The organism is Synechococcus sp. UW86, assembly GCF_900474085.1.
Taxonomy (GTDB): domain Bacteria; phylum Cyanobacteriota; class Cyanobacteriia; order PCC-6307; family Cyanobiaceae; genus Parasynechococcus.
In genome coordinates, this window is sequence record NZ_UCNU01000009.1 from 408505 (window position 1) to 430915 (window position 22411).

Genomic DNA, 22411 nt, shown 5'->3' on the forward strand with positions numbered 1-22411 from the left:
ATGGACATTCACCGAAGCCTGCGACAACGGCTGCAGTCCACGGTGCTGGAAGCCAGCACCCCGGCGGGCAAGGCCTACAACGCTGTCATTTTGGGGCGATTCTGCTGAGTGTTTTGGCCCTGCTGCTGGAACCTGACCCCCTGGGTAATTCAGCCCTGCGCCAAACCAATGTGCCCTGGATCGATCTGGTTCAGAACGTTTGCTTGGCGGTGTTTGCGGCGGATTTCGTCCTTCATCTGGCCTTGGTGGAGAGGCCTCGCCGTTACCTGTTCAGCTTCACCGGGCTGATTGACGCCTCGGCAGTCCTGTTTTTCTTCGTGCCGCAGGTGCGCAGTGAACTGCTGCTGTGGGTGTTCAAGTTCGGCCGCATCCTGCGGGTGTTCAAGCTGCTCAAGTTCATCGATGAAGCCCGCGTGCTGGGGCAGGCCCTGCGGGGAAGTGCCCGCACCATCGGCGTCTTCTTGTTTTTCGTCTTCCTGCTGCAGGTGGTGCTCGGCTACAGCATTTTTGTGATCGAGAGTGCCCGGCCTGATTCCCAGTTCCAGACGGTGGCGAGCGGCGTCTACTGGGCGATCGTCACCATGACCACCGTGGGTTATGGCGATGTTGTTCCCCAGACGGAACTGGGGCGGCTGCTGGCCTCAGTGGTGATGCTCTTGGGTTTCGGCATCATTGCCATTCCCACAGGGATCCTGACGGTGTCGGGGGTGCGCCATCACCAGCAGCGGTCGGCTGAACTGGTCTGCAGCAGCTGCGGGCGTCAGGGGCACCGCAGGGATGCCCGTCACTGCGATGCCTGCGGTGCGTCGCTGCCCTCCAGGGCCTGAAGAGCGGCTGTCGCCGCGCTCTGCTCGGCCTCCTTGCGGGATCGTCCTTTGGCCTCCGCCAGGTCTTGGCCTTGGATGCTCACCCGGCAGCGGAAGCGTTCGGGGTCGCCGTGTTGGCGGCTGCATTCTTCGGTGGTGTAGCTGGGCAGTCCCAGCCCTTGGCCCTGGCTCCACTCCTGCAGGGCTGTTTTGCCGCCGAACTGATGGGGGGTGGCCAGCACCGCTTCGGCAGTGGCGCACCAGTACGGGGTGAGCCAGCGGTGAATCGCTTCAACGTTGCCGAGGGCGCTGTACAACGCACCGATCAGAGCTTCGGTGGCATCGGCTCGCAGCCTGGATTCGGCGGAACGATCCCCCTGGGCGTGCCGCCCCAGCAGCAGATGCTGTTCGATGCCAAGTGCTGCACCCACGTCCGCCAGCCAGCGATCGCTCACCAGCTGGGCCCGCAAGTTGGAGCAGGCACCCACCGCCAGATCGGCGTGGTGGCGATCAATGAATTCGGTGGCGGCGAGCCGCAGCACCGCATCACCGAGGAACTCCAGCCGTTCCAGGTTGCGAGCTCGGCCGCTCGACACGTGGGTGAGGGCCTGATCCACCAGGGCGAGTAGCTCAGGGTTGAGTGGAATCTCAGCGTCGAGCTGCTGGATGAAGTCGGCGAGCTCTGCGGCGCGGGATGGATCCACAAAGACTCCTGAGCAACGCTGATGGGGGGTGAAAGCAGGACATAAGCCGGGTTCTGTTCACACCCCACAAATGTTGATCTGCGGAGGGTGGGTGGCTATCTATCTGGGACCGCCGTTACCGACGGCCTCAAGCGGCGCGTTCAAACGGAACGGGGCCAATGGCCAGCCGTCGTTCCTTGGCCTTGCTCCCAGCCGGGGTTTACCTAGCCAGCACCTCTCGATGCTGCTGGTGCGCTCTTACCGCACCTTTGCACCCTTGCCTGTGCCGGCGAACCGGCCATCGGCGGTGTGTTTCTGTGGCACTCTCCTCACGGTCACCCGCACTGGGCGTTACCCAGCAAGCCTGGCCATCAGGGAGCCCGGACTTTCCTCAGCCGACACTCAAAGAGATCGGCCGCAACCACCTCGCCTGCTTTCAGATCTCATCATGCCTCGTGGGCATAATTCAGAAGTCTGGGGCTGTAGCTCAGCTGGATAGAGCGACGGTTTCCTAAACCGTAGGTCGTGGGTTCGAGTCCCGCCAGCCCCGTGAGACTTGCTCAAGAGGTAGTTAGCGCTACATCTGGTGGGGTGTTCAGATCGTTCACCACCGCTAGGGTTGGTGCAACCGGGTTTGGGTGCCATGACCCAGCTTCACGATCTCCGTCTGCGGCTGTTGGTGCAACAGGAAAGTGAGCGGATTGCTGAATCCCAGCCCACGGATCTGGATTTATCCGTGGTGCAGGCTCGTTGCCTGTGTTGGCTCGCCCTCCTGGCGGAAGCCCATGAAGACCAGGCCAGTGACGCGGAACGTCGCGGCGATACGGAACAGGCCATGGGCTGGTTCGCCGATTCGATGCGGCTGCGGGATGTGATCGGTGTGGTGTCCTCCATTGAGATCCCTCTGCCCGACACCGCTGGTGAGGATGGCCCCCAGGCCGAGGAGGATCTGGGGCCTCAGGCGGCTTGATCGGTGGCATAGTGGGAAATGACCGCGAGGGACTGCATTGCCGGAAGAGCCCTGCCAGTGCCCGGATTGCCAACGGTTTTACCGGGAGCATGACCGGCTGATCCGGGAGTCCCCCACGCTTCGTCAGCAGCAGGAGCTCAACTGGGCAGCACTTCAGTCGTTCCGCACCTTGTCCGGCCGGGTGCTCGAGGATCTGCAGAAGCAGCACGGGTCCTGCCAGACCGCCGATGCAGGCGCTTCGAAGCCTGCAGCGTCCGGCGCCCCTGTTCCAGAGGAATCAGGTGATGGTATCCAGCAGGCCATTGCCGATCTGGAGAACATCAACGCCCATCTGTTCTCGATCGAGGCGTTGATGGAGCGGGTCTTTGATGTGCGCGTCCCAGAAGAAATCGAGCAGAAGTTCCGCGAACTGGCTGGTGAGCTGGCTCCTGATCCTTTGAATGTTGACCGTCTGCGGCTCAACCGCCTGTTGCATCAGACGCCTGATCTGCCTGATCGGAGCTGAAGCACTGCATCTTGGTTTCAAGCCCTGGACAGGATCCAGGGCTTTTTTTGTGGTTGTTTTCAGCGCACGTCGCAGGTGATCTCCACGTTGAGAGGATCCACGGCCCAGATGTTCTTGCAGTATTCGCCGATGGAACGGTCGGAGGAGAAGAACCCGGTGCGGGCCGTGTTCAGCAGCGACATCCGATTCCAGTGCATCCGGTCGCTCCAGGCACGGCTCACCGCCTCCTGGGCCCGCAGGTAGTCGGCGTAGTCGGCCATCACATAGAAGGGGTCGTTTCCTGTGAGGTTGTCGAGCAGGGGGCGGAACAGTTCGCCGTCGCCGTTGCTGAAGTGCCCCATCTCGATCAGCCGTAGGGCCTCCTGCAGTTCCGGCAGTGCGGCGATCACATCGCCAGGGCGGTAACCGTCCTGCTGCAGGGCCGTGATCTCTTCCACGGTCTTGCCGAACAGGAAGAAGTTCTGGCTTCCCACCAGCTCACGGATCTCCACATTGGCCCCATCAAGGGTGCCGATGGTGAGGGCACCATTCATGGCGAACTTCATGTTGCCGGTGCCGGAGGCTTCCTTGCCGGCGGTGGAGATCTGTTCGGAGAGGTCGGAGGCGGGATATACCTGTTCCCCCAGTTTCACGTTGTAATCCGGCAGGAACACCACCCGAAGCAGGCCATCCATGTCCGGATCGGCATTGATGGTGTCGGCGATGCCGTTGAGGAAGCGGATGATCAGCTTCGCCATGTAGTAGCCGGGAGCGGCCTTGCCGCCGAAGATCACGGTGCGGGGCGCCATGCCGTCGGTCTGGCCGTTCTTGATCCGCAGGTATTGGGTGATCACCTGCAGGGCATTGAGGTGCTGGCGCTTGTACTCGTGGATGCGCTTCACCTGCACGTCGAACAGGCTGGCGGGGTCCACCAGCACACCGGTGTTGCGGTGGATGTAGGTGGCCAGCTTGCGCTTCACCGACAATTTGGTGTTGCCCCAGAGCTCGAGGAAGCCCTGGTCGTTCTGCCGCTCCTCCAGCTTGCGCAGGTTCTCCATGTTGGAGATCCAGTCCGGCCCCACGTGCTGATCAAGCAGAGTCGACATCTCGGGGTTGGCCAGGGCGACCCAGCGGCGCGGGGTGACGCCATTGGTGACGTTGGTGAATTTCTCCGGCCACAGCGCCGCGAACTCAGGCAGCAGGTCGGTTTTCACCAGATCGGAGTGCAGCGCAGCCACACCGTTCACATGGTGGGCACCGATTGTGGCCAGGTGGGCCATGCGCACGGCCTTGCTGCCCTCTTCATCGATGATCGAGAGCTTGCGCTGGATCGCGTCGTTGCCGGGGTAGCGCAGCCTCACCTGCTGCAGGAAGCGTCGGTTGATCTCGTAGATCAGCTCCAGATGGCGCGGCAGCAGGCTGCTGAACAGGTTGAGGTCCCACTTCTCAAGCGCTTCGGGCAGCAGGGTGTGGTTGGTGTAGGCCACGGAGCGGGAGGTGATGTCCCAGGCCCGGTCCCACTCCAGATGCCGATCGTCGATCAGCAGTCGCATCAGCTCCGCCACGGCAATGGCCGGGTGGGTGTCGTTGAGCTGAACCGTCCAGTAGTTGGGGAAGTCCTCGACGGACAGTCCGCGGTTGTCGAGGCTGCGCAGCATGTCCTGCAGCGAGCAGCTGACGAAGAAGTGCTGCTGCTTCAGGCGCAGACGCCGGCCTTCGTCGGTGCCGTCGTTGGGGTACAGCACCTTGGAGAGGGTTTCGCTGCCCACCTTTTCCTCTACGGCGCCGTAGTAGTCGCCGATGTTGAAGGCATAGAAGTCGAAGCTTTCGGTGGCATCGGCACGCCAGAGCCGCAGCCGGTCGCAGATGTTCACCCGATAGCCCAGCACCGGCACGTCATGGGGAATGCCGATGGCGTGTTCTGCCGGGATCCAGCGGGAGCGGTAGTTGCCTTTGTCGTCGATGTAGCTCTCGGTTCGACCGCCGAAGCCCACGAAGCAGGCCTCATCGGGTTGGGGTAGTTCCCAGGGCCAGCCGCCCTTGAGCCATTTGTCGGTGATCTCCACCTGCCAGCCATCGCGGATCAGCTGATCGAAGATGCCGAACTCGTAGCGGATGCCATAGCCGGTGGCCGGGATCTTCAGGCTGGCCAGCGACTCCATGTAGCAAGCGGCCAGACGGCCGAGGCCTCCATTGCCCAGGCCCGGTTCCTCCTCCACATCCAGGATCTGCTGCAACGACTCGATGCCGAAATTCCTCAGGGCCTCCTCGGCTTCCTTCTGGATCCCGAGGTTCAGCAGGTTGCTGTTGAGCTGCGGGCCGATCAGGAATTCCGCCGACAGGTAGGCCACCGATTTCTGCGGGCGGGCCCGCATCGCTTCAGTGGTGGCCAGATAGCGCATCATCAGCCGATCACGCACCGCATAGCTCAGGGCCATGTAGAAGTCATGGCGGCTGGCGGTGGGGGCGAGCTTGCCGAGCGTGAAGAACAGGTGTTCCGTCATGCCGTCGAACACGCTCTTGGCATCGAGGCCGGCGCGTTCTGGGTCGTTGTGACAGCCGGGGGTCGGCAGACGCAGATCGAACGGTTGTGACGTGGTCATGGGGGTTCAGCGAGCCATGGAGCGTGGAATCACCGTCAGGCCAGGGGTGCTCGGAGCCCAACTCAATGAATTACCCGGACCGTAGCCATCACAACTGGGGCTGCCTGAAAAAAAGCGCTTAATACAGCATTCCCGGTCAATTGGGACCATCCAGCGAACAGTTCAGCGGCGGAATCACCATTAAGGTTCGACGTGAGACATGCCCGGCTTGATGCTGCTGCCCACTCTGCTGAGCGAAATCAGCAGTCACGACCTCGAATTGGCGGAAACGCTGATCGGCGTCCTTCGCTTCATGCTGATCTTTGTGGCGGCTCGCACCCTCGCCGAGGTGCTGGTGCGGTTCGAGTTGCCCACGATCCTCGGGGAACTTCTTGCTGGCGTGCTGATTGGTGCTTCTGGCCTTCACCTTCTGGTGCCGCCGGAGACCCAGGTGCAGCTTTCCGGGGCTTTCTCCGAGGTGGTCTCCGGCCTCTCGCATGTGCCGGTGGAGGAGATTCCAGCCCTCTACAACGAGAGCTTCGGCGCTTTGCAGGCGGTGGCCACGCTGGGGCTTTATTCCCTGCTTTTCCTCACGGGTCTTGAAAGTGAGCTGGAGGAACTGATGGCGGTGGGGGCCCAGGCCTTCAGCGTCGCCGTGGTGGGCGTGGTGCTGCCCTTTGCCCTCGGCACCCTTGGCTTGATGGCGATCTTCCACGTGGATGCGATCCCAGCCATCTTCGCCGGCGCCTCGATGACGGCCACCAGCATCGGCATCACCGCCAGTGTTTTCGGCGAACTGGGCTATCTGCGCACGCGAGAAGGCCAGATCGTGATCGGCGCCGCCGTGCTCGACGACATCCTTGGCATCGTCATCCTGGCCATTGTGGTGTCCCTGGCGGCCGGCGGCAGCCTGGAGATCGGGCCCATCATTCAGCTGGTTGTGGCAGCAGTTCTATTCGTGGTGGTGGCCTTGCTGTTGAGCCAGAAGGCAGCCCCTGCCTTTGATTGGTTGATTGATCAACTCAAGGCGCCCGGAGCCAAGTTGATTGGTTCCTATTTGCTCCTCGCGATCAGTTGCTTCGTGGCGTCAGCCATTGGGTTGGAGGCTGCACTCGGGGCCTTCGCCGCTGGTTTGATCGCCAGCACCTCCAAGCATCGCCACGAGATTCAGGCGGCAGTCACCCCCATCGTTGGGTTGTTCGCCACTGTTTTTTTCGTGCTGGTGGGTGCAGGAATGGACCTCTCAGTGATCAACCCCTCTGATCCGGGGGCCCGTTCCGCCTTGGTGGTGGCAGCATTCCTGTTCGTGGTGGCGATCATCGGCAAGGTGGCTGCCGGCTGGGCCATCTTCAGCAAGGAAAAGACCAACAACCTCGTGGTGGGGCTGGGAATGATGCCCCGTGGCGAAGTCGGCCTGATCTTCCTTGGCCTGGGCACGGCTTCAGGGCTGCTCAGCCCTGGGCTTGAGGCGGCGATTCTGCTGATGGTGATCGGCACCACGTTCCTGGCGCCGGTGCTGTTGCGCATCGTCCTCAAAGACAAGCCCCCTGAGGATGGCAATCAGGTTCCTGACGAATTCGCTGCCGATCCCCTGGCGGGTGCCTCCTGAATCAGTCGTCTTTCCCGGTATTGGCGAGGACGATCAGAACACTCCAGCCCACGGCCACAACACCAAGGCTTGATGCCCAGCTCGGACCCAGGACCCAACTGAATCCGAGCTGGGTGACAACGCCCGTGACGATGGCCAGCAGCAGGCTGCTGATCACCAGCACAGGTTGACCCACCGATTCGGGCAGCTCACTCTCCTTGAGGCTTGACTCCAACGTGCTGAGCGGTGCGCTCAGCGGCACGTACAGGGCGATGGCCCAGAGCAAAGCTCCGCGCCAGACGGATGCGTCCGCCAGCGGTCCGCCCATCACCTCGTAGCTCACCATCCAGGCCGCTTCAGTGCTGCTTAGCATCGCGTCCCTCGCAGCCGGCTGTGGATCGCGTCACCTGGAGCTATCTCGGCCACGCCGTGCACACGGTGCAGCAGCATCCCGAGCAGGACAGCGCCGATCATCCGGCGCTTCTGTTGGTGCATGGGTTCGGGGCATCCACCGATCACTGGCGCCACAACATTCCCGTGTTGGCCCAGACCCACGCCGTGCATGCGATTGATCTGCTGGGCTTCGGCAGAAGTGCCAAGCCGGCGGGTCTGAATTACGGGGGTGCCCTATGGCGCGATCAACTGGTGGCCTATGTGCGCGAGCGGATCGGCCGTCCGACGGTGATCGCCGGTAATTCCCTCGGTGGGTTTGCGGCCCTTGCCGCTGGGGCCGCGTTGGGATCGGACTGTGCGGGAGTTGTGCTGCTCAATGCCGCGGGTCCCTTCAGTGATGAGCAGAAACCGCCGCAAGGCTGGGGTGCCATCGCCCGCCAGAGCATCGGCACGGCCCTGCTGAAGAGTCCGGTGCTGCAGCGGTTGTTATTCGAGAACCTGCGCCGACCCGCCACGATCCGCCGCACCCTCAATCAGGTGTACGTCGACAAGACCAACGTTGACGATTGGCTGGTGGAGTCGATCCGGCGCCCCTCCCTCGATCCCGGAGCCTTCGGGGTGTTCCGCACGGTCTTCGATATCCCCCGCGGTCAGCCCCTCGATGAGCTTTTCGCGGAACTGACGGCGCCGCTGTTGCTGCTCTGGGGCATTCGTGATCCCTGGATCAACGCCCCCGGTCGCCGCTCTACCTTCCAGCGCCATGCTCCTGAGGCCACCACCGAGGTGGTTCTGGAGGCCGGGCACTGCCCCCACGATGAGGTGCCGGATCAGGTGAATGCGGCGTTGCTGCAATGGCTGGAGGGCCTCAAGTTGGCTGCGGCACCGACAAATTCGGATCTCCTGGCTAAGTGAATGAATGAGCCACCCCGCATTGGCGGATGCCCATGACCCTCACCCAGCAGTCGGCCCCCTACGCCCACTGGGACTTCGTGCATCCCAGCAGCGGTGATCGGTTGCGAATCATTCCCGAGCGGGGTGGTCTGGTTAGTGGTTGGTCCTGCGGGGGGCGGGAGATCCTGTATTTCGACCAGGACCGTTACGCCGATCCGAGCAAAAGCATTCGCGGTGGCATTCCGGTTTTGTTTCCGATCTGCGGAAACTTGCCCGGAGATGTTCTGCCGGTGGATGGCGTCGACCATCCCCTCCAGCAGCACGGCTTCGCCCGTGATCTTCCCTGGCAGCTTCAGTTGCTTGAGGATCAGAGCGGTGTGCGCCTCAGCCTCTCCAGCACCGACGAAACGCTGAAGGCTTATCCCTTCCCCTTCCGTTTGGAGATGGAGCTGCGCCCGGTGGCCTCTGCCTTGGAGATCTCCACCACGGTGCACAATTGCGGTGATGCTGCCATGCCGTTCAGTTTCGGCTTGCACCCCTACTTCAACGTGAGCGATCTGGCCCAGACCCGGCTCACGGGTCTGTCGGAGCGCTGCCTCAACCATCTGGAGATGGCGGAGGCCGCCACCGCCGATCAGCTCAAGCGCTTGCCCGAAGGGGTGGATTTCCTCTGCCGGCCTGCGGGTCCTGTCAGCCTGATCGACGACGCCACCGGTGTGACGCTGCAGCTGCAGCATCAGGCACCGCTGGACCTCAGTGTGGTTTGGACTGAGCCCCCGCGGCCAATGGTTTGTCTGGAACCGTGGACCGGTCCGCGCCAGGCCCTGGTGAGTGGTGATCGAAAACTGGTGCTCGAGCCCGGTGCAATGCAGACCCTGGCCTGCCGCTACAGCGTCTCCTGATTCACCCCCGGCAGTCGGCCGCGGCTGAGCTGCAGCTTGGGGTCGAACTGGCGTTTCACCGCTTCGATCAGCGGTCGGGACGGACGGTCAAGCCAGACCGGCACGGTTGACCCAGCCGCGCGTTTCAACAGCGTCATTTCGCCGCCGAGGCGGATCACGCTGCGGCGCAGCGCCTCCATCTGGTGATCCGCTGTCGCTGCGTCGCACCAGCCATCACCGCAGCCGGCTCCTGCGGCCAGTTCCCAGGTGAATGGTTTGAGGGCCCTCATCGCCTCATCCCGCAACAACCCGTGCAACTGGGCCGGAGGTAGCACCAGCCGCACCAGCTGCGCAGAGGGGCTGGCATCGAAGGGTGTGGTCAGGGCATCGGGGCAGGGCTGGCGTTCGGCGCTGAGCTGTTGGTTCAGCGCCAACCCCTCGAGCTGCTTCAGCTGATCGTTTACCGCCTGCTCCGACACGCTGCTCACCACCAGCCGCAGCCGCCAGGCACCATCTCCGCCGTTGATCCAGTCGCAGCGTTCCGGCGTCAGGCTGGAGCGCAGCAGTTCGCTACGAAAGGCCTCCTGGGCCTTCAGGTCGCCGTCCACAAGCAGGCCGCTCCGGGCAGGGCGCAGCGGTTGCAGCCGCAGGGTGAGTTCGGTGATCAGTGCCAGGCTGCCCCAGCTGCCGCAGAGCAGCCGCATCAGGTCGTAGCCCGCCACGTTCTTCACCACCCGTCCACCGGCGTGGGCTTCGACGCCATCCGCCCGCAACAGGCCGATGCCAATGATCTGATCGCGCACCCCCAAATGGCGCTGCCGCAGTCCCCCCGCCAGTCCACGGGCCACCAGGCCGCCAATGCTTCCGGGAGCGCCGGCCCGGGGCCAGTCAATGGGCAGCCATTGCCCCTGCTCCGCCAGTAGATCCTGCAGGTCCTTCAATGGCAGGCCGGCTTCCACCGTGATGGTCAGATCGTCCACGGCATGGTCGATCACCCCGTTGAGCTGCCGGCAGGAGAGCACCTCATGGCGGGGATCCAGCGGCGGACCCCAGTCCAGGCGTGTGCCCAAACCACTGGGACTCCAGGGGGTGCCGCTCTGGTGCCACTGGCGCACCAGATCAATCAGGGCACTGCGGTTGGCGGGGGAATGGCTCACGGCACGATGGTGCCATGAAGGTTGTGGTCATTGACGACGATCCCACCGGCTCGCAGACGGTGCACAGCTGCCCGCTTCTGCTGCGCTGGGATGTCGACACCCTGCGCCGTGGGCTGCGCCATGCGTCGCCCCTGTTGTTTCTGCTGGCCGACACCAGGGCGCTGACGCCCACGGATGCTGCGGAACGCAACCGCGGCATTGCAGTTGCCTTGGATCAGGCGCTGCAGCGGGAGGGATTGGCGCGTGATCAGGTGTTGCTGGTGAGTCGTGGGGATTCGACCTTGCGCGGCCACGGGGTGCTGGAGCCGGAGGTCTTACAGGGGTCTTTCGGGCCCTTTGATGCCACCTTCCATGTGCCGGCGTTCTTGGAAGGGGGCCGCACCACCGTGAACGGCGTGCATCTTCTCCACGGGGAACCGGTGCACGCCACGCCGTTTGCCCAGGACCGGCTGTTCGGCTTCAGCAGCAGTGATCTGGCCCGTTGGCTGGAGGAGAAAAGTGATGGGTCCATTGCCGCGGCGTCGGTGCAGCGCATCTGTGGCCGGGAGCTTGATGCCGCCTGCTCAGCAGGCCTGCCGCTGTTGATCGAGCGTCTGCGTGGGCTCCAGGGCAATGCCTCTGTAGTGGTGGATGCCGAGCGGCAAGAGCAGCTCACCGCTCTGGCCGCAGCGGTGCGCGCCCTGCAGGGACAGAAACGCTTTCTGTTCCGTTCCGCCGCCAGCATGGTGAAGGCTTTGGCGGATCCAGGCCCGCCGCCGCTTGATCCCAAGGGCTTGGCGGGGTTGCGACGGTTGGCTGCTGATGGAACGCCCCTTCCGGGCCTGGTGATGGTGGGCTCCCACGTGCCCTTGGCGGATCAGCAGCTGGAGCTGTTGCTGGCGGAGGCGGCTTGCCAAGGGGTTGAACTGCCGGTGCCGCGCATCGCCCGGGTGCTGGAGGGGCCGACACCCGACCTGTTGCTGGCGGATCTGGAGCAGGTCTGGCTGCAGCAGCTGCGAGAGCTGCTTGATCAAGGTCTGACGCCGGTCCTGTTCACCAGCCGCGGTGAGCTGCGTTGTGCTTCCGAGCAGAAGGGCCGGCGCTTGTCCTGCGCTCTGGCCGAGTTGATGGGTCGATTGGCGGCAGCTCTTGCGCCTGATCTGGGCTACCTGATCAGCAAAGGCGGCATCACCAGCCAGACGCTGCTGGCACGGGGGCTGGCCCTCGAATCGGTGCAGCTGGAAGGGCAGCTGCTGCCGGGTCTGTCGGTGGTGCGTCCCTCAGCATGGCCCTGCAGCGGACTGCCGATCCTCACCTTCCCCGGCAATCTCGGCGTTGCCGGCACCCTGCGGGAGGCCTGGCAGCGGATGGAGGCCGGCTGAGGCGGCCAGCAGTTCCATCGGGTGCTGCACCCGGGCCCGATCGCCCAGGTGCCGCCGAAGTTGCAGGGTGCAACCGATGTTGGCGCTGGCCACCAGTTCGGCGCCGGTGCCGCTGAGGTCGTCGGCCTTGATCCGGCCCAGTTCGGCGGCTTCATCCGGCTGCACCAGGTTGTAGATGCCGGCGCTGCCACAGCACACCCCCGCCTCGGTTGCTTCCCGCAGCTGAATCTTGGGGATGGCCCGCAGCAGCTGACGGGGCTGGGCCTGGATTCCCTGGCCGTGAATCATGTGGCAGGCGTCATGCATGGCCACGACGCCGGCGAGCGGTTGCAATTGGTCGCGGAACGACTCCAGGAGGCCGCGGTCCGCCAGGAATTCCTGCACATCCAGCACCGGAGCGCGGAAGGCCGCCTTGCCGTTCAGGAGTTCGCCGTAGGCCTTCATCGTGTGGCCGCAGCCTGAAGCGGCCACCAGCACCGCATCCAGATCTCCCTCAACGGCATTCATGCTCCGGATCAGATCCGTCGCCAGTTGACGAGTTAGCTCCAGCTCCCCCTGGTGATGGCTCACTGCCCCGCAGCAGCCCTGGTCTGCTGGAATCACCACCTCAAAACCGTTGGCCTGCAACACCTTCACCGTTGCGTTGCTCACGTTGGGATCGAAGCAGCGCTGCACGCAGCCCAGCAACAGCGCCACACGGCCGCGGCGTTCGCCGGAGGCGGGATTGATCTGGGGCAGCCGGTCGCTGAAGCTCTCCTGCACCAGGGGTGGCAGGAGTTGCTCCATCGCTTCGATTTCCGGCCCGAACAGACGGGTGAGCCCCGAGCGGCGGGCCAGCTGTTGCAGCGGTGTGCCGGCATAGGCCCGCAAGGGTTGCAGCAGGGCCCGCAGGCGCTTGGGGTAGGGCAGCACCTGCAGCAGCAGCTTGCGGAAGCTGGTTTGCCAACTGCTGCGCTGGTTGGCCTGATTCAGCTTGGGCCTGGTGGCCTCGATCAGCTGGTCGTAGCGGACTCCCGACGGGCAAGCTGAAACACATGCGTAACAGCCCAGGCAGGTGTCGAAATGGCTGGCCACCGTGGCATCCAGCTCCAGGTCACCGGCTTTGATCGCCCTTAGCGCGTGAATGCGGCCGCGGGGCGAGTCCATCTCACTGGCCAGCACGCGATAGCTGGCACAGGTCGGAAGGCAGAAGCCGCAGTGCACGCAGGGGTCTGCTGCGCCGGCGGGAAGCCCGGGGAGCTGGGTGGGAGAGGCCATCGCCTGAGTCTGGCGTGAATGGCAGCTCTGGTGATCAGAAGCGCTGGATGATCGCTTCGGCGAAACCGCTGCAGCTCACCGGATCCACCTGGGGTTCCATCAGTCGGGCCAGGTCGTAGGTGACCTGCTTGTCGGCAATGGCGGCACTGAGGCCCTTGGTCACGAGATCAGCAGCCTCCTGCCAGCCGAGGAACTCCAGCATCATCACGCCGCTGAGGATCACCGAACCGGGGTTGATCCGGTCGAGGCCAGCGTGTTTCGGGGCGGTGCCGTGGGTGGCTTCGAAGATGGCGGCGTTCTCGCCGATGTTGGCGCCGGGGGCCATGCCCAAGCCACCGACCATCGCGGCGGCGGCGTCGGAGATGTAATCGCCGTTGAGGTTCAACGTGGCGAGGATCGAATACTCCTGAGGGCGGGTCTGGATCTGCTGGAAAATGCTGTCGGCGATGCGGTCATCCACCAGCACCATCGACCTCCACTTGCCGCCACCATGGCTGCTGCCGATGGCGTCGATCACCGCCTGCACCTCGGCGTCGATGTCGGCTTTCTTCTCTGGAGTGAGGCTGTCGTAGCCAGGCTCGATCATGCGGGCGTTGGCCTGCACGCTCAGGTTGGGATCCTTCTCCAGGTTGCCCAGGATCCAGCTTTCCCGCTCGGTGATGCATACGTCGCGGAATTCGGTGGTGGCCAGTTCATAGCCCCAGTCGCGGAAGGCCCCTTCCGTGAACTTCATGATGTTGCCCTTGTGTACCAGGGTCACATGGCGCTTGTCGCCCTGAAGACGCAGGGCGTGTTGGATGGCCTTGCGGATGTGGCGCTGGCTGCCGGCTTTGCTTACCGGCTTGATGCCGATGCCGGATCCCTCGGGGATCTGGCGCTTGCCCAGTTTGCCGTTGGCAGGGATCACAACCTCGTTGAGGTGTTTGCGCAGCTCCTGGCCAACGGCGTCATCGGCTTCCCATTCCACCCCCATGTAGATGTCTTCGGTGTTCTCCCGATAGACGATCACGTCCAGATCCTGGGGACGCTTGTGAGGGCTTGGGGTGCCCTCGTAGTAGCGGCAGGGACGCACGCAGGAATACAGATCAAAGATCTGGCGCAGGGCCACGTTCAGCGAACGGATGCCGCCACCCACAGGAGTGGTGAGGGGACCTTTGATGGCCACGCCATAGGTGCGGATCGCCTCGAGGGTGTCTTCCGGAAGGTATTGGTAGGTGCCGTAGAGGTCGCAGGCTTCATCGCCGGCGTAAACCTTGAACCATTCGATGCTCTTGCTGCCGCCGTAGGCCTTGGCCACGGCCGCATCCAGCACCTTCTGGGTGGCGGGCCAGATGTCCACGCCGGTGCCATCGCCGCGGATGAAGGGGATAATCGGGTTTTCGGCCACGAGGGGCTGGCCGTTCTCGAAGCGGATCGGTGTGCCCTGGCTGGGGGCGGTGAGCTTCTCGAACTGGGCCATGGCGATTGGTCGGGCGTCAGCAAGCCGAGCCTATGACTGAGCCGGGAGCCCTTCGGTTTCAAACAGTGCAGACCGCGCATTGATGGCCAGCGAGCAGGTGTTTTTGGTGGCGACCTGCTTTAACGAAGCCGAGTTGAGCAGCGCCTTCATGGAGTGGGTTATGGCCTTGCCGGAGATGGAGCATCTGCTGCTTGTTGATGACGGTTCGTCCGATGCCACGTAGGCGATGGGGTTGGACCAAGCTCAGGCGCATCCTCAGGCCCAGCAGCAGCACACGCAGGTGTGAACGGCTGCGGCCGTGCCCTCTCTCACCATCAGGCCAAAGCGCAGCAATCAGTTCAGCAGAGGCATCATGAGCAGTGTCGAGGCGTGTTGTTGCAGCGCTGCAGCAGGGCCTCAATGAGCCGCCATGCCTGTTGTTCGTAGAGTTTGACGAAGTCTTCAAAGCTCTGGGCCGCCGCCGCATCGGCACCATCGGAAATCACCCGCAGCACCAGCCAGGGGATGCCCTCTTGCTCAGCCACCTGTGCGACGGCGGCGCCTTCCATCTCAACGGCCCGCAGGTCGGGCAGGGCATCCCGCAGCGCTTGCAGCACAGCTGGATCGCTGATGAAACGATCTCCAGTGGCGATTAGACCACTGCTGGGCTGAGCGAACCCGTCCAGATCGCCTGCGCTGTGAGCCTCACGCAGGGCGGTCTCGGCCCAGTTGAACCAGGCCGGCTGCGGTTGGAGCTGGTCCTTCTTCAGCGCTGGGACCGTGAAGCGTGGGAACAGGGGTCGGGCATCCATGTCGTGCTGCACCACGGCATCGGCCAACACCACATCCCATTGACGCAGGGCGGGCTCCGCAGCCCCGGCAACGCCAGTGAAAACCAGCAGATCGATTTTGGGATCACTTGCGAGCAGGCGTGTGGCGGCCCGCGCAGCGCTCACCTTGCCCCAGCCACTCCAGGCCAGGCTGAGGCGCACTGTGTCGTCCCACGATCCCCTGTGGATTTTCAGGTCGCCGTGGTCGCTGCAGCTCAGATCCTTGAGGTGACTGAGATCCGAGCCGATCTCTTCTGGCATGGCGCCCAGCAAGCCGATATGCAGGGGTTGCGTCATGGTTTCGTGAACCTCGTGCAACCGTAACGGCGACCTTTTGCTTCTCCCTGCACACTGTGCGGAATTAGGAGGTTGCAGTGAACGCGGGCGAGTCGGTACACAGCGTGGCCCGGATGCGAGCACTGGCGTCGACAATCACCCTCGTGCGCCGTCAGTTTCCGGCTGCGCAGGCCAACCTCAGCCCCTGGCGGGACGACCCGCAGACTCGACAGTGGAGTGAAACGGAATCGCTCGACCTCTCCTTTCATTTCCCTGGCTGGAGTCCACGCCTGGAATGCCGCAGTTTGCTGATGCAATTGCGAGTTAGCGCTGAGCGGGGTGACGACCAGCTGCGCCTCCTGGGGGTGTTGATGCGGGGCATGACTTACGACGGCGAACGCTGGCGCCTCGCCACGGTCGGTGAATGGTTGCCGGAAGGCCCCCACCTGCCTCAGCAGCAGCAGGTGAAGCAGCTTCAGCAGATTTGTCGCGAGCTGTTCGAGCTCTTTGATGGAACCGCTGCTTCTGAACCTGCGGCGTAACCCTTCGCAACGCACACAGCCGTTCTGCCTTGAACTCCTTTTAAGTTTGAGGTCAGGCCATTTCTCGCAATCATGTCTGTCGCCCTTGCTGCCCAGCTCCGGGAAGGCACGAAAAAGTCGCACACCATGGCCGAGAACACCGGCTTTGTGAGCTGCTTTCTGAAGGGAGTTGTTGATAAGGCCAGTTACCGCAAGCTGGTGGCTGATCTCTACTTCGTTTACTCCGCGATGGAGGAGGAGATCACCAAGTTGGCTGACCACCCGGTTGTTGGTCCTGTCGCGATGGCTCAGCTGAACCGTCGTGAGGCGTTGGAGCAAGACCTCACCTATTACTTCGGTGAGAGCTGGAAGGAAGACATCAAACCCTCGCCCTCAGCAGCGGCCTACGTGGAGCGCATTCACGCTGTGGCACAGGAGTCGCCTGAGCTGTTGGTAGGCCATCACTACACCCGCTACCTCGGTGATCTCTCCGGTGGTCAGATCCTCAAGAACATCGCCCAGAAAGCGATGAACATGGAGGGGGATGCCGGCCTCCGCTTTTACGTCTTCGACGACATCGCTGACGAAAAAGCGTTCAAGACGACATATCGCTCCGCCATGGACACGCTGCCGATTGATCAGGCCATGGCCGATCGCATCGTGGAGGAGGCCAACCATGCCTTCCACCTGAATATGAATATGTTCAAGGAACTGGAGGGCAACTTGGTCGCCGCCATCGGCAAGGTGCTGTTTGGCTTCCTCACTCGCCGTCAGCGGGCCGGCAGTACTGAAGCTGCCGCTGCTTAGAGTCAGATTAGTGACTCTTTGATTTCCCTTGCGTGAAATTCGGGTTCTAGTCCCAGGTACTGGACCACGCTTTCGTTGTGGAGGTCTCAATGTCGCGAAGCAGACAGCGGGTTTGCTTTCGCAAATTCGAAGCACAACAATTGTTACTTATAGAGAGCGAAGCGATAAATACCCTTTTTTTGACCACCTATTATCTAGTGAACGATCTATATATGATGATTCAATATGGATAGTTAGTTGGGGATTTGATATTCCTAAATTGATAAAACGTCTTCGCGGAAGAAAGGTTGTTTACCAAGCTCATAGTACTGGATATGGATTTACTCTTCCTCCGAGCGTTCCTATTGTAGCTGTTAGTAGAAATACTATGGGCTATTGGGGGCATCGTGCACCAAGAAATCCTTTATTCCTAATACCTAATGCACTTGAATCTCAATGGTTGGCAAGAGGAGATCGTAGAGGAGATGTATTGAGTAGACCAATCGATGTTCTTGTTCAAAAAAGAAAGAGTAGTAATTATCTTTTGTATGAATTAGTCCCGGCTCTGCGTGCCAAGGGCCTTCATGTAGAGATACAGAATGATTGGGTGGAAGATTTGGTGCATTTGTTTAATAGCGCTAAAGTTTTTTTATATGATTCTACTGAACATTGGAGTAGAGCTGGTGTGAGCGAAGGATTTGGTTTGCCTCCTTTGGAAGCCATTTCTTGCGGTTGCATTGTATTTAGTAGTTTGAATCATGCCCTTGCAGATACCTTTACACCTGGCGTCATGGGGCATCAAATTGGTTACGGATGTTTATCGAACGATGTGGATAGAATAGCTGCAGCAGTTGCAAATCCCGATCAGTGGAAGCCGTCAGAGTCTGCTTTGGACTTTGCATTGAGAGATTTTTCAGAGCCCCTATCCATTCAGAGATGGCGTGCTGTTTTGACAGAGTTAGATTCTCTTATGCCGATTTTAATTAATAATCCTCGCCTTTTGTTGAAGCCAAACTATGGGTTGACTCTACTTCTTAACTATTTTAAGCAAGCCCTAAGGAAAATTTTGGATTTTTCCGGTTTTTGACTATAATTATATTCCACAAAAATCTTGTTGTTCCGAGATAATTTCCATCTTCTCGACTTCTGTTTGCCAAATTTTTTGCCTTGCTAAAATTTTCCTTTGTTTTTTAGGCGCATTGGCCAATCGGTTGGTTAACTGTCTATCAAATGTTAAAGTAAAGGCAATATAGCGTAAGATGAATTATTAGTGTCGTCGCTATGTTAAAAGTATTTTCTAGCGAGACGCTCTATGAGCTAAAAAATTTATTTAGGTATGTTGAAAAGCAAAGTTTAATTAGGTTATGGATACTTATACCAGTCTCTATTTTTTCTGGCTTTCTTGATATTGCTACTGTCGCAGTTATAGGTAGGCTCACAGGAACGCTTGTTGGTACTGATCTCATCAACTTGCTGCCTGGCGTAAAGGTATTTGGAGCGAGTCCATACATACAATCTTTGTGGTTAATTGCAATTTTTGTCCTAATTAATTGGTTGCAGTCTGGGGTCCGACTCTTACTTCGCTTCATGCAGGAGAATCTTGCAGGAGAATTGTGGCTTGACTTATCTAGTCGAATCTTCAAACAGACACTGTGTCAGCCTTATGAATATCATTTAACGGGTAATATATCAGCACTTGCTTCGGATCTACTATCAAATCTGGAGTGTCTGTTGAGGGATATACTAACTCCGGCCTTGAGGGCAATAAGCTGTCTAATTAATATTGTATTTCTGGTTGCAGGGATTTTGTATGTCGGAGGAAGTTCCGCATTTGTATTGATACTATCGATGTTTATTCTTTATATTCTTATTGGCTATTTGATAAATCCTGCCTTACGTAAAGCCTCAAGGCAAAAGATAGTCATGAGAGAGAGATACACCAAAGGATTCTTTGAATCTTTCCAGGCAATAGTTGACTTGAAGCTTGGTCTAAGCGAGCCCTACTTTTCAAGAAGATTTAATCGATCTACATCGATATTTAAGGAATCAGTCGTTAACGCGACAGTTCTTCCCGAAATACCGAGGCTGCTTATTGAGCCCCTTGGTATCTCAATGATCTTTATTATTGGAGTTGTTCCACCAGTTTTATCTGGACAACAAGAAAAAATTATTGAGGTTCTTCCCTTTTTATCTATTTTATCTGTAGGGGCTTTGCGTCTTGCAAAGCCACTTCAAGACTTTTTCTCTGCAATATCAATTTTGAGAGGGGGATTACCTGAAATCATGAATATAACATCATTGCTTGAGGATACTGTCAATTTTCAAGCATCTGCGCTGCTTCTTAATAGGACTCCAGAAGGAATTTTCCCTCTCAGGTCAATAGGCCTTCAGAACGTTACTTATAGATATCCAGATGCAACTAAGAATGCACTTGACAATGTGTCACTAAGTATTCCAGTCGGATCTCGTGTGGCATTTGTAGGTCCCACAGGTAGTGGAAAGACTACAGCTGCAAATGTTTTGCTTTCATTGCTAAATCCACAACGAGGAGATTTGATTCTCGATGGCATCCCTGTTCTTGTAGATGAAATAACTTCTTGGCATTTATGTTGTGCTCAAGTTCCTCAGTCTATAAATTTGTTGTCTGACTCTATTATCTCTAATGTCGCTTTTGGTGTTAGTTTAAATGATGTCGATGAGGATAAGGTTTGGGATGCTCTTGAAGCCGCACAATTAGATGTTGTTGTATCTGATCTTCCTTACGGTTTGCACACACCCATTGGTGATAATGGTATTAGCTTGTCAGGTGGACAACGTCAAAGATTAGCTCTAGCTAGAGCCTTTTATAGGTCTGCGAAGTTTTTAATTCTAGACGAAGCTACGAGTGCTTTAGACAATAAAACTGAATCCGAAGTTATACAGTCTCTAGAGATAATTGGAAGAAGATGTACTACTTTGGTTATAGCCCATCGTCTTTCTACTATTCAGAAATGTGATCGTATATATGAGTTTGATGCAGGTAAAATTGTTGCAAGTGGCAACTTTGATGAGCTTAAAGAACTATCATCGAGCTTTAGGCAAATGATTAACCTTCAATCTTGTGCCAAACATTAATCTGATATTTGCTTTACACGATTTCACTTGCACGTGATGCATATCATGGAAAGAATTTTACATTTTATGCGAAAAAATTCTGTAGAGTTTGCAGCCTTAGTCCTTTCGTTTGCTCTTTTTGGTCAAGTATTCTTTTCTTCTATCGTCAACGTATTGTCCTTAGATAACCGTTCGGTGATGCTTGCTTTTCGTCTGTGCCTAATGCTTATAAATGCCTGTTATATTTTATTTTTCTTCTTTCAGAAAAAAGTCTTCTCGATTACTGTCAAATCATGGATTAATGTAATTGTAGTTTTTTGGACTCTGTATACTATCAGGCTTTTTTATGATGTGTTCCTAGCGAAAGTTAACCTATCTGTTCCCCTTTGGGAACTTTTGGCATGGGGTTTGGGTAGTTCATTGGTTAGTGGTGTGGCCGCCTTTCTCTTCGCGCCATTTATCAATCTTGGAAGAGTTTTGTACAAAGCAATTGAGTTTGGTGTTGCTTTACTTGGCATTTCGGTTATTTGTTTTGCGCTTAAGCCAGGATTTGATCAAGGTGGTTTTTATTTGGACCATTTAAATGCAATTACTGCTGCCAATGCTGGCTGTTCTCTCGTCTTGCTGAGTTTGTCCAGCCTTATTGTAAGAGACTATTACTTGAATCCTTATTGCTATTCAAAGTATGTGTCATTTCTTGGAATAGCAATTGGTTCTTTTATTGTAATTTTTAGTGCTACGCGGGGCGCAATTTTGGCAATGATCATTATTTCTTTGTTTGGTATGTTGTCTGCAAAGTGCTCTTTGTCTTCCCGATTTTCTCTCTCAGCTCCCAGTCTCTTGACAACCTTTTCTTTGGGAATACTAGTTGTTGTTGTCCTATTTAATTCTGATCTCTTGCTTGACAAAATTTTTACTAGTAGGCTGTGGGATACGGTTTTTACAAGAATTGAGTTCTGGAAAGTTTGCTTGAGTGAATTTTTAACAAGTCCATTTTATGGCGTTGGCTTCAACATACAGTCATTGCTTGGAAGCCTTGAGATTGAGCAGGGTATTTACTTCCCTCATAATTATATATTTGAATCCTTGGCTATTGGAGGCTTATTATTGACTGTACCATTGTTGGCCTGCTTTGTAATTCCAATAACTAGAATCTTTGGTTTTAAACGCATGGATTTTTTGTATTTATCCCTCTCTTTGTTGGCCTCTCAAGTAATAATATACTCCATGCACAATGGTCACTTGGGCGAGTATCCTGCTTTTTGGCTTATTCTTGGGCTTGTTGCTGGGAGGGAAGAGCAAGTTGATTAGTATTTATTTGCCTAGTTATGGCTTATTCATTTGTTTTCCAGACAGAAATTAAAGTATTAATCAGGCCTGATCTTCCGATTACCGTCATAAAGCATGTCGGAATATACTTGAGTCTTGGCTTAAGAACTAGCCGCACAATTGGTTGCAAAAGATTTACAAAGTAGATAAAAATACCAAGATTATTTCTCTTGATTAGTTCATATCTACCCATTCCGTATTGCAGTGTTTTCTTTAGTGAGCCCTGGCAAGAATGATGAATAATTCTGATTGTTTCGTCTTTCGCTATAAGTACATTCTTTTGTAGCAGCCTCACTAGTAAATCTGTTTCTTCATTTGAGGCCCATTCTGTGACTTTCCCAGGGCCAATATTGATATCAAAAACATATTCTAAATTGCTTAATACTTTTTTTCGTGCAAATATATTGGATGTTTCCGCCTTGGCCTTGAATAGATCCAAGACTGTATGTATTTCTGTCATTGTATTTTCCCGCTGATTGACTTTAGGTGCAGCATTTAAAATTTCGTCTTTACCTGCTATTAATACTCCAAGTTCGTTATTTCGTTCAAATCCGCGTACGACATTTTTTATTGTATCTTCTCTATAAGTGCAATCGTCGTCGGGGAATGCAATTAAATCGCCTGTGGCGATGCTTTCTCCAAAATTTCTTGCTTTTGAGGCCCCTGTAAATGTGACTCTTTTGTGAATAATATTTAGTTTTCCTGCGCAATCCTCTAGTAAGTCGTCTAGGAATCCGGGCGGGTTTTGATCAATGATTATAATTTCTTTTGGCGCCACTGATTGACATCTAATTGATTGAATAGCGTCTGCCAATTGCTGTGTTCTGCCGTATGTGCATATTACTAATGACAAGTCGACTTTGCCTGCAGGCTTCTTGGGAGCCATCGTTTCGGCCTATGGATGGTCAGAGCCTAGTTCATTCACGTCGTGGTGATGAGGATATTTGTTTTTAATATGAATTCGTTGCCTAATTTTGCTTGCATTTTTAGATGCGGTTTGGATGGTTGCTTCTTTCTCGAATGTCTGTCGAGTGTTCTTAGGTTTCTTGTTGCATGCTGCCATTGCCTTGTGATTCTTAGCAGAC

Annotated in this window: 20 protein-coding genes, 1 tRNA gene, 1 other RNA gene and 1 pseudogene; 14 read left to right on the forward strand and 9 right to left on the reverse strand. The window is 57.3% G+C overall.

Going from position 1 to position 22411, the window contains the following annotated elements; translation table 11 throughout:
• A pseudogene (locus DXY04_RS04475) lies at positions 1-827 on the forward strand (ion transporter).
• Here DXY04_RS04475 and rnc read toward each other — a convergent pair.
• Both rnc and rnpB read right to left on the reverse strand, forming a co-directional pair.
• Entirely contained in the window at positions 785-1510 is a 726-nt protein-coding gene (gene rnc / locus DXY04_RS04480) for a ribonuclease III (RefSeq protein ID WP_115161146.1), read from the reverse strand. The pseudogene DXY04_RS04475 and the gene rnc overlap by 43 nt on opposite strands.
• A 26-nt stretch (positions 1511-1536) precedes the next feature.
• An RNA gene (gene rnpB / locus DXY04_RS04485) (RNase P RNA component class A) lies at positions 1537-1927 on the reverse strand.
• A gap of 38 nt (positions 1928-1965) precedes the next feature.
• On the opposite strand from rnpB, the gene DXY04_RS04490 reads away from it, so the two are divergent.
• The 3 genes from DXY04_RS04490 to DXY04_RS04500 all read left to right on the forward strand — a co-directional run bounded on the left by DXY04_RS04490 (position 1966) and on the right by DXY04_RS04500 (position 2964).
• A tRNA-Arg gene (locus DXY04_RS04490) sits at positions 1966-2039 on the forward strand.
• A 93-nt stretch (positions 2040-2132) separates the two neighbouring features.
• Entirely contained in the window at positions 2133-2459 is a 327-nt protein-coding gene (locus DXY04_RS04495; protein ID WP_025362017.1) for a hypothetical protein, read from the forward strand.
• A gap of 37 nt (positions 2460-2496) precedes the next feature.
• Entirely contained in the window at positions 2497-2964 is a 468-nt protein-coding gene (locus DXY04_RS04500; protein ID WP_115161147.1) for a hypothetical protein, read from the forward strand.
• A 59-nt stretch (positions 2965-3023) separates the two neighbouring features.
• Here the strand turns inward: DXY04_RS04500 and DXY04_RS04505 are convergent, their stop codons facing one another.
• Positions 3024-5546, reverse strand: coding sequence for a glycogen/starch/alpha-glucan phosphorylase (locus tag DXY04_RS04505; RefSeq protein WP_115161148.1), 2523 nt, complete (start codon positions 5544-5546; stop codon positions 3024-3026).
• Between the two features lie 211 nt (positions 5547-5757).
• Between DXY04_RS04505 and DXY04_RS04510 the strand changes: the two genes are divergently transcribed.
• The gene (locus tag DXY04_RS04510) at positions 5758-7134 is read left to right on the forward strand and encodes a cation:proton antiporter (protein ID WP_115161278.1); all 1377 of its coding nucleotides are present in this window, start codon (positions 5758-5760) and stop codon (positions 7132-7134) included.
• Position 7135: 1 nt separating this feature from the next.
• On the opposite strand, the gene DXY04_RS04515 is transcribed toward DXY04_RS04510, so the two are convergent.
• Positions 7136-7486, reverse strand: a complete 351-nt coding sequence (locus tag DXY04_RS04515; protein WP_115161149.1) for a hypothetical protein — start codon at positions 7484-7486, stop codon at positions 7136-7138.
• A 20-nt stretch (positions 7487-7506) separates the two neighbouring features.
• Between DXY04_RS04515 and DXY04_RS04520 the strand changes: the two genes are divergently transcribed.
• Both DXY04_RS04520 and DXY04_RS04525 read left to right on the forward strand, forming a co-directional pair.
• Positions 7507-8418, forward strand: coding sequence for an alpha/beta fold hydrolase (locus DXY04_RS04520; protein WP_115161150.1), 912 nt, complete (start codon positions 7507-7509; stop codon positions 8416-8418).
• A 26-nt stretch (positions 8419-8444) separates the two neighbouring features.
• The gene (locus tag DXY04_RS04525; protein ID WP_170951332.1) at positions 8445-9299 is read left to right on the forward strand and encodes a galactose mutarotase; all 855 of its coding nucleotides are present in this window, start codon (positions 8445-8447) and stop codon (positions 9297-9299) included.
• Here DXY04_RS04525 and DXY04_RS04530 read toward each other — a convergent pair.
• Positions 9284-10435 carry an FAD-binding oxidoreductase gene (locus DXY04_RS04530; protein WP_115161151.1) on the reverse strand — a complete coding sequence of 384 codons (1152 nt, stop codon included), beginning with the start codon at positions 10433-10435 and terminating at the stop codon, positions 9284-9286. The two genes, DXY04_RS04525 and DXY04_RS04530, sit on opposite strands and share 16 nt — an antisense overlap.
• Positions 10436-10449: 14 nt before the next feature.
• Here DXY04_RS04530 and DXY04_RS04535 point away from each other — a divergent pair, with 14 nt between their 5' ends.
• The gene (locus tag DXY04_RS04535) at positions 10450-11796 is read left to right on the forward strand and encodes a four-carbon acid sugar kinase family protein (RefSeq protein WP_115161152.1); all 1347 of its coding nucleotides are present in this window, start codon (positions 10450-10452) and stop codon (positions 11794-11796) included.
• On the opposite strand, the gene DXY04_RS04540 is transcribed toward DXY04_RS04535, so the two are convergent.
• Positions 11695-13053, reverse strand: coding sequence for a (Fe-S)-binding protein (locus tag DXY04_RS04540; RefSeq protein ID WP_115161153.1), 1359 nt, complete (start codon positions 13051-13053; stop codon positions 11695-11697). The genes DXY04_RS04535 and DXY04_RS04540 overlap by 102 nt on opposite strands.
• 34 nt (positions 13054-13087) lie before the next feature.
• Positions 13088-14512 (reverse strand): NADP-dependent isocitrate dehydrogenase, encoded by a 1425-nt coding sequence (locus DXY04_RS04545; protein WP_115161154.1) that lies wholly within the window; start codon positions 14510-14512, stop codon positions 13088-13090.
• 82 nt (positions 14513-14594) lie between these two features.
• Between DXY04_RS04545 and DXY04_RS04550 the strand changes: the two genes are divergently transcribed.
• Positions 14595-14735 (forward strand): hypothetical protein, encoded by a 141-nt coding sequence (locus DXY04_RS04550; RefSeq protein WP_179948479.1) that lies wholly within the window; start codon positions 14595-14597, stop codon positions 14733-14735.
• 127 nt (positions 14736-14862) lie between these two features.
• Here the strand turns inward: DXY04_RS04550 and DXY04_RS04555 are convergent, their stop codons facing one another.
• Positions 14863-15618 carry a 5'-methylthioadenosine/adenosylhomocysteine nucleosidase gene (locus DXY04_RS04555; RefSeq protein ID WP_115161280.1) on the reverse strand — a complete coding sequence of 252 codons (756 nt, stop codon included), beginning with the start codon at positions 15616-15618 and terminating at the stop codon, positions 14863-14865.
• 113 nt (positions 15619-15731) lie between these two features.
• Between DXY04_RS04555 and DXY04_RS04560 the strand changes: the two genes are divergently transcribed.
• The 5 genes from DXY04_RS04560 to DXY04_RS04580 all read left to right on the forward strand — a co-directional run bounded on the left by DXY04_RS04560 (position 15732) and on the right by DXY04_RS04580 (position 21308).
• Positions 15732-16139 (forward strand): hypothetical protein, encoded by a 408-nt coding sequence (locus DXY04_RS04560; RefSeq protein WP_115161155.1) that lies wholly within the window; start codon positions 15732-15734, stop codon positions 16137-16139.
• Between the two features lie 72 nt (positions 16140-16211).
• Positions 16212-16925, forward strand: coding sequence for a heme oxygenase (biliverdin-producing) (locus DXY04_RS04565; RefSeq protein ID WP_115161156.1), 714 nt, complete (start codon positions 16212-16214; stop codon positions 16923-16925).
• A gap of 28 nt (positions 16926-16953) precedes the next feature.
• Entirely contained in the window at positions 16954-17991 is a 1038-nt protein-coding gene (locus DXY04_RS04570; protein WP_115161157.1) for a glycosyltransferase, read from the forward strand.
• A gap of 194 nt (positions 17992-18185) precedes the next feature.
• Positions 18186-20018 (forward strand): ABC transporter ATP-binding protein, encoded by a 1833-nt coding sequence (locus DXY04_RS04575; RefSeq protein WP_115161158.1) that lies wholly within the window; start codon positions 18186-18188, stop codon positions 20016-20018.
• A 36-nt stretch (positions 20019-20054) separates the two neighbouring features.
• The gene (locus DXY04_RS04580; RefSeq protein ID WP_115161159.1) at positions 20055-21308 is read left to right on the forward strand and encodes an O-antigen ligase; all 1254 of its coding nucleotides are present in this window, start codon (positions 20055-20057) and stop codon (positions 21306-21308) included.
• Between the two features lie 22 nt (positions 21309-21330).
• On the opposite strand, the gene DXY04_RS04585 is transcribed toward DXY04_RS04580, so the two are convergent.
• Entirely contained in the window at positions 21331-22212 is an 882-nt protein-coding gene (locus DXY04_RS04585; RefSeq protein WP_115161160.1) for a glycosyltransferase family 2 protein, read from the reverse strand.
• Positions 22213-22411 lie beyond the last annotated feature (199 nt).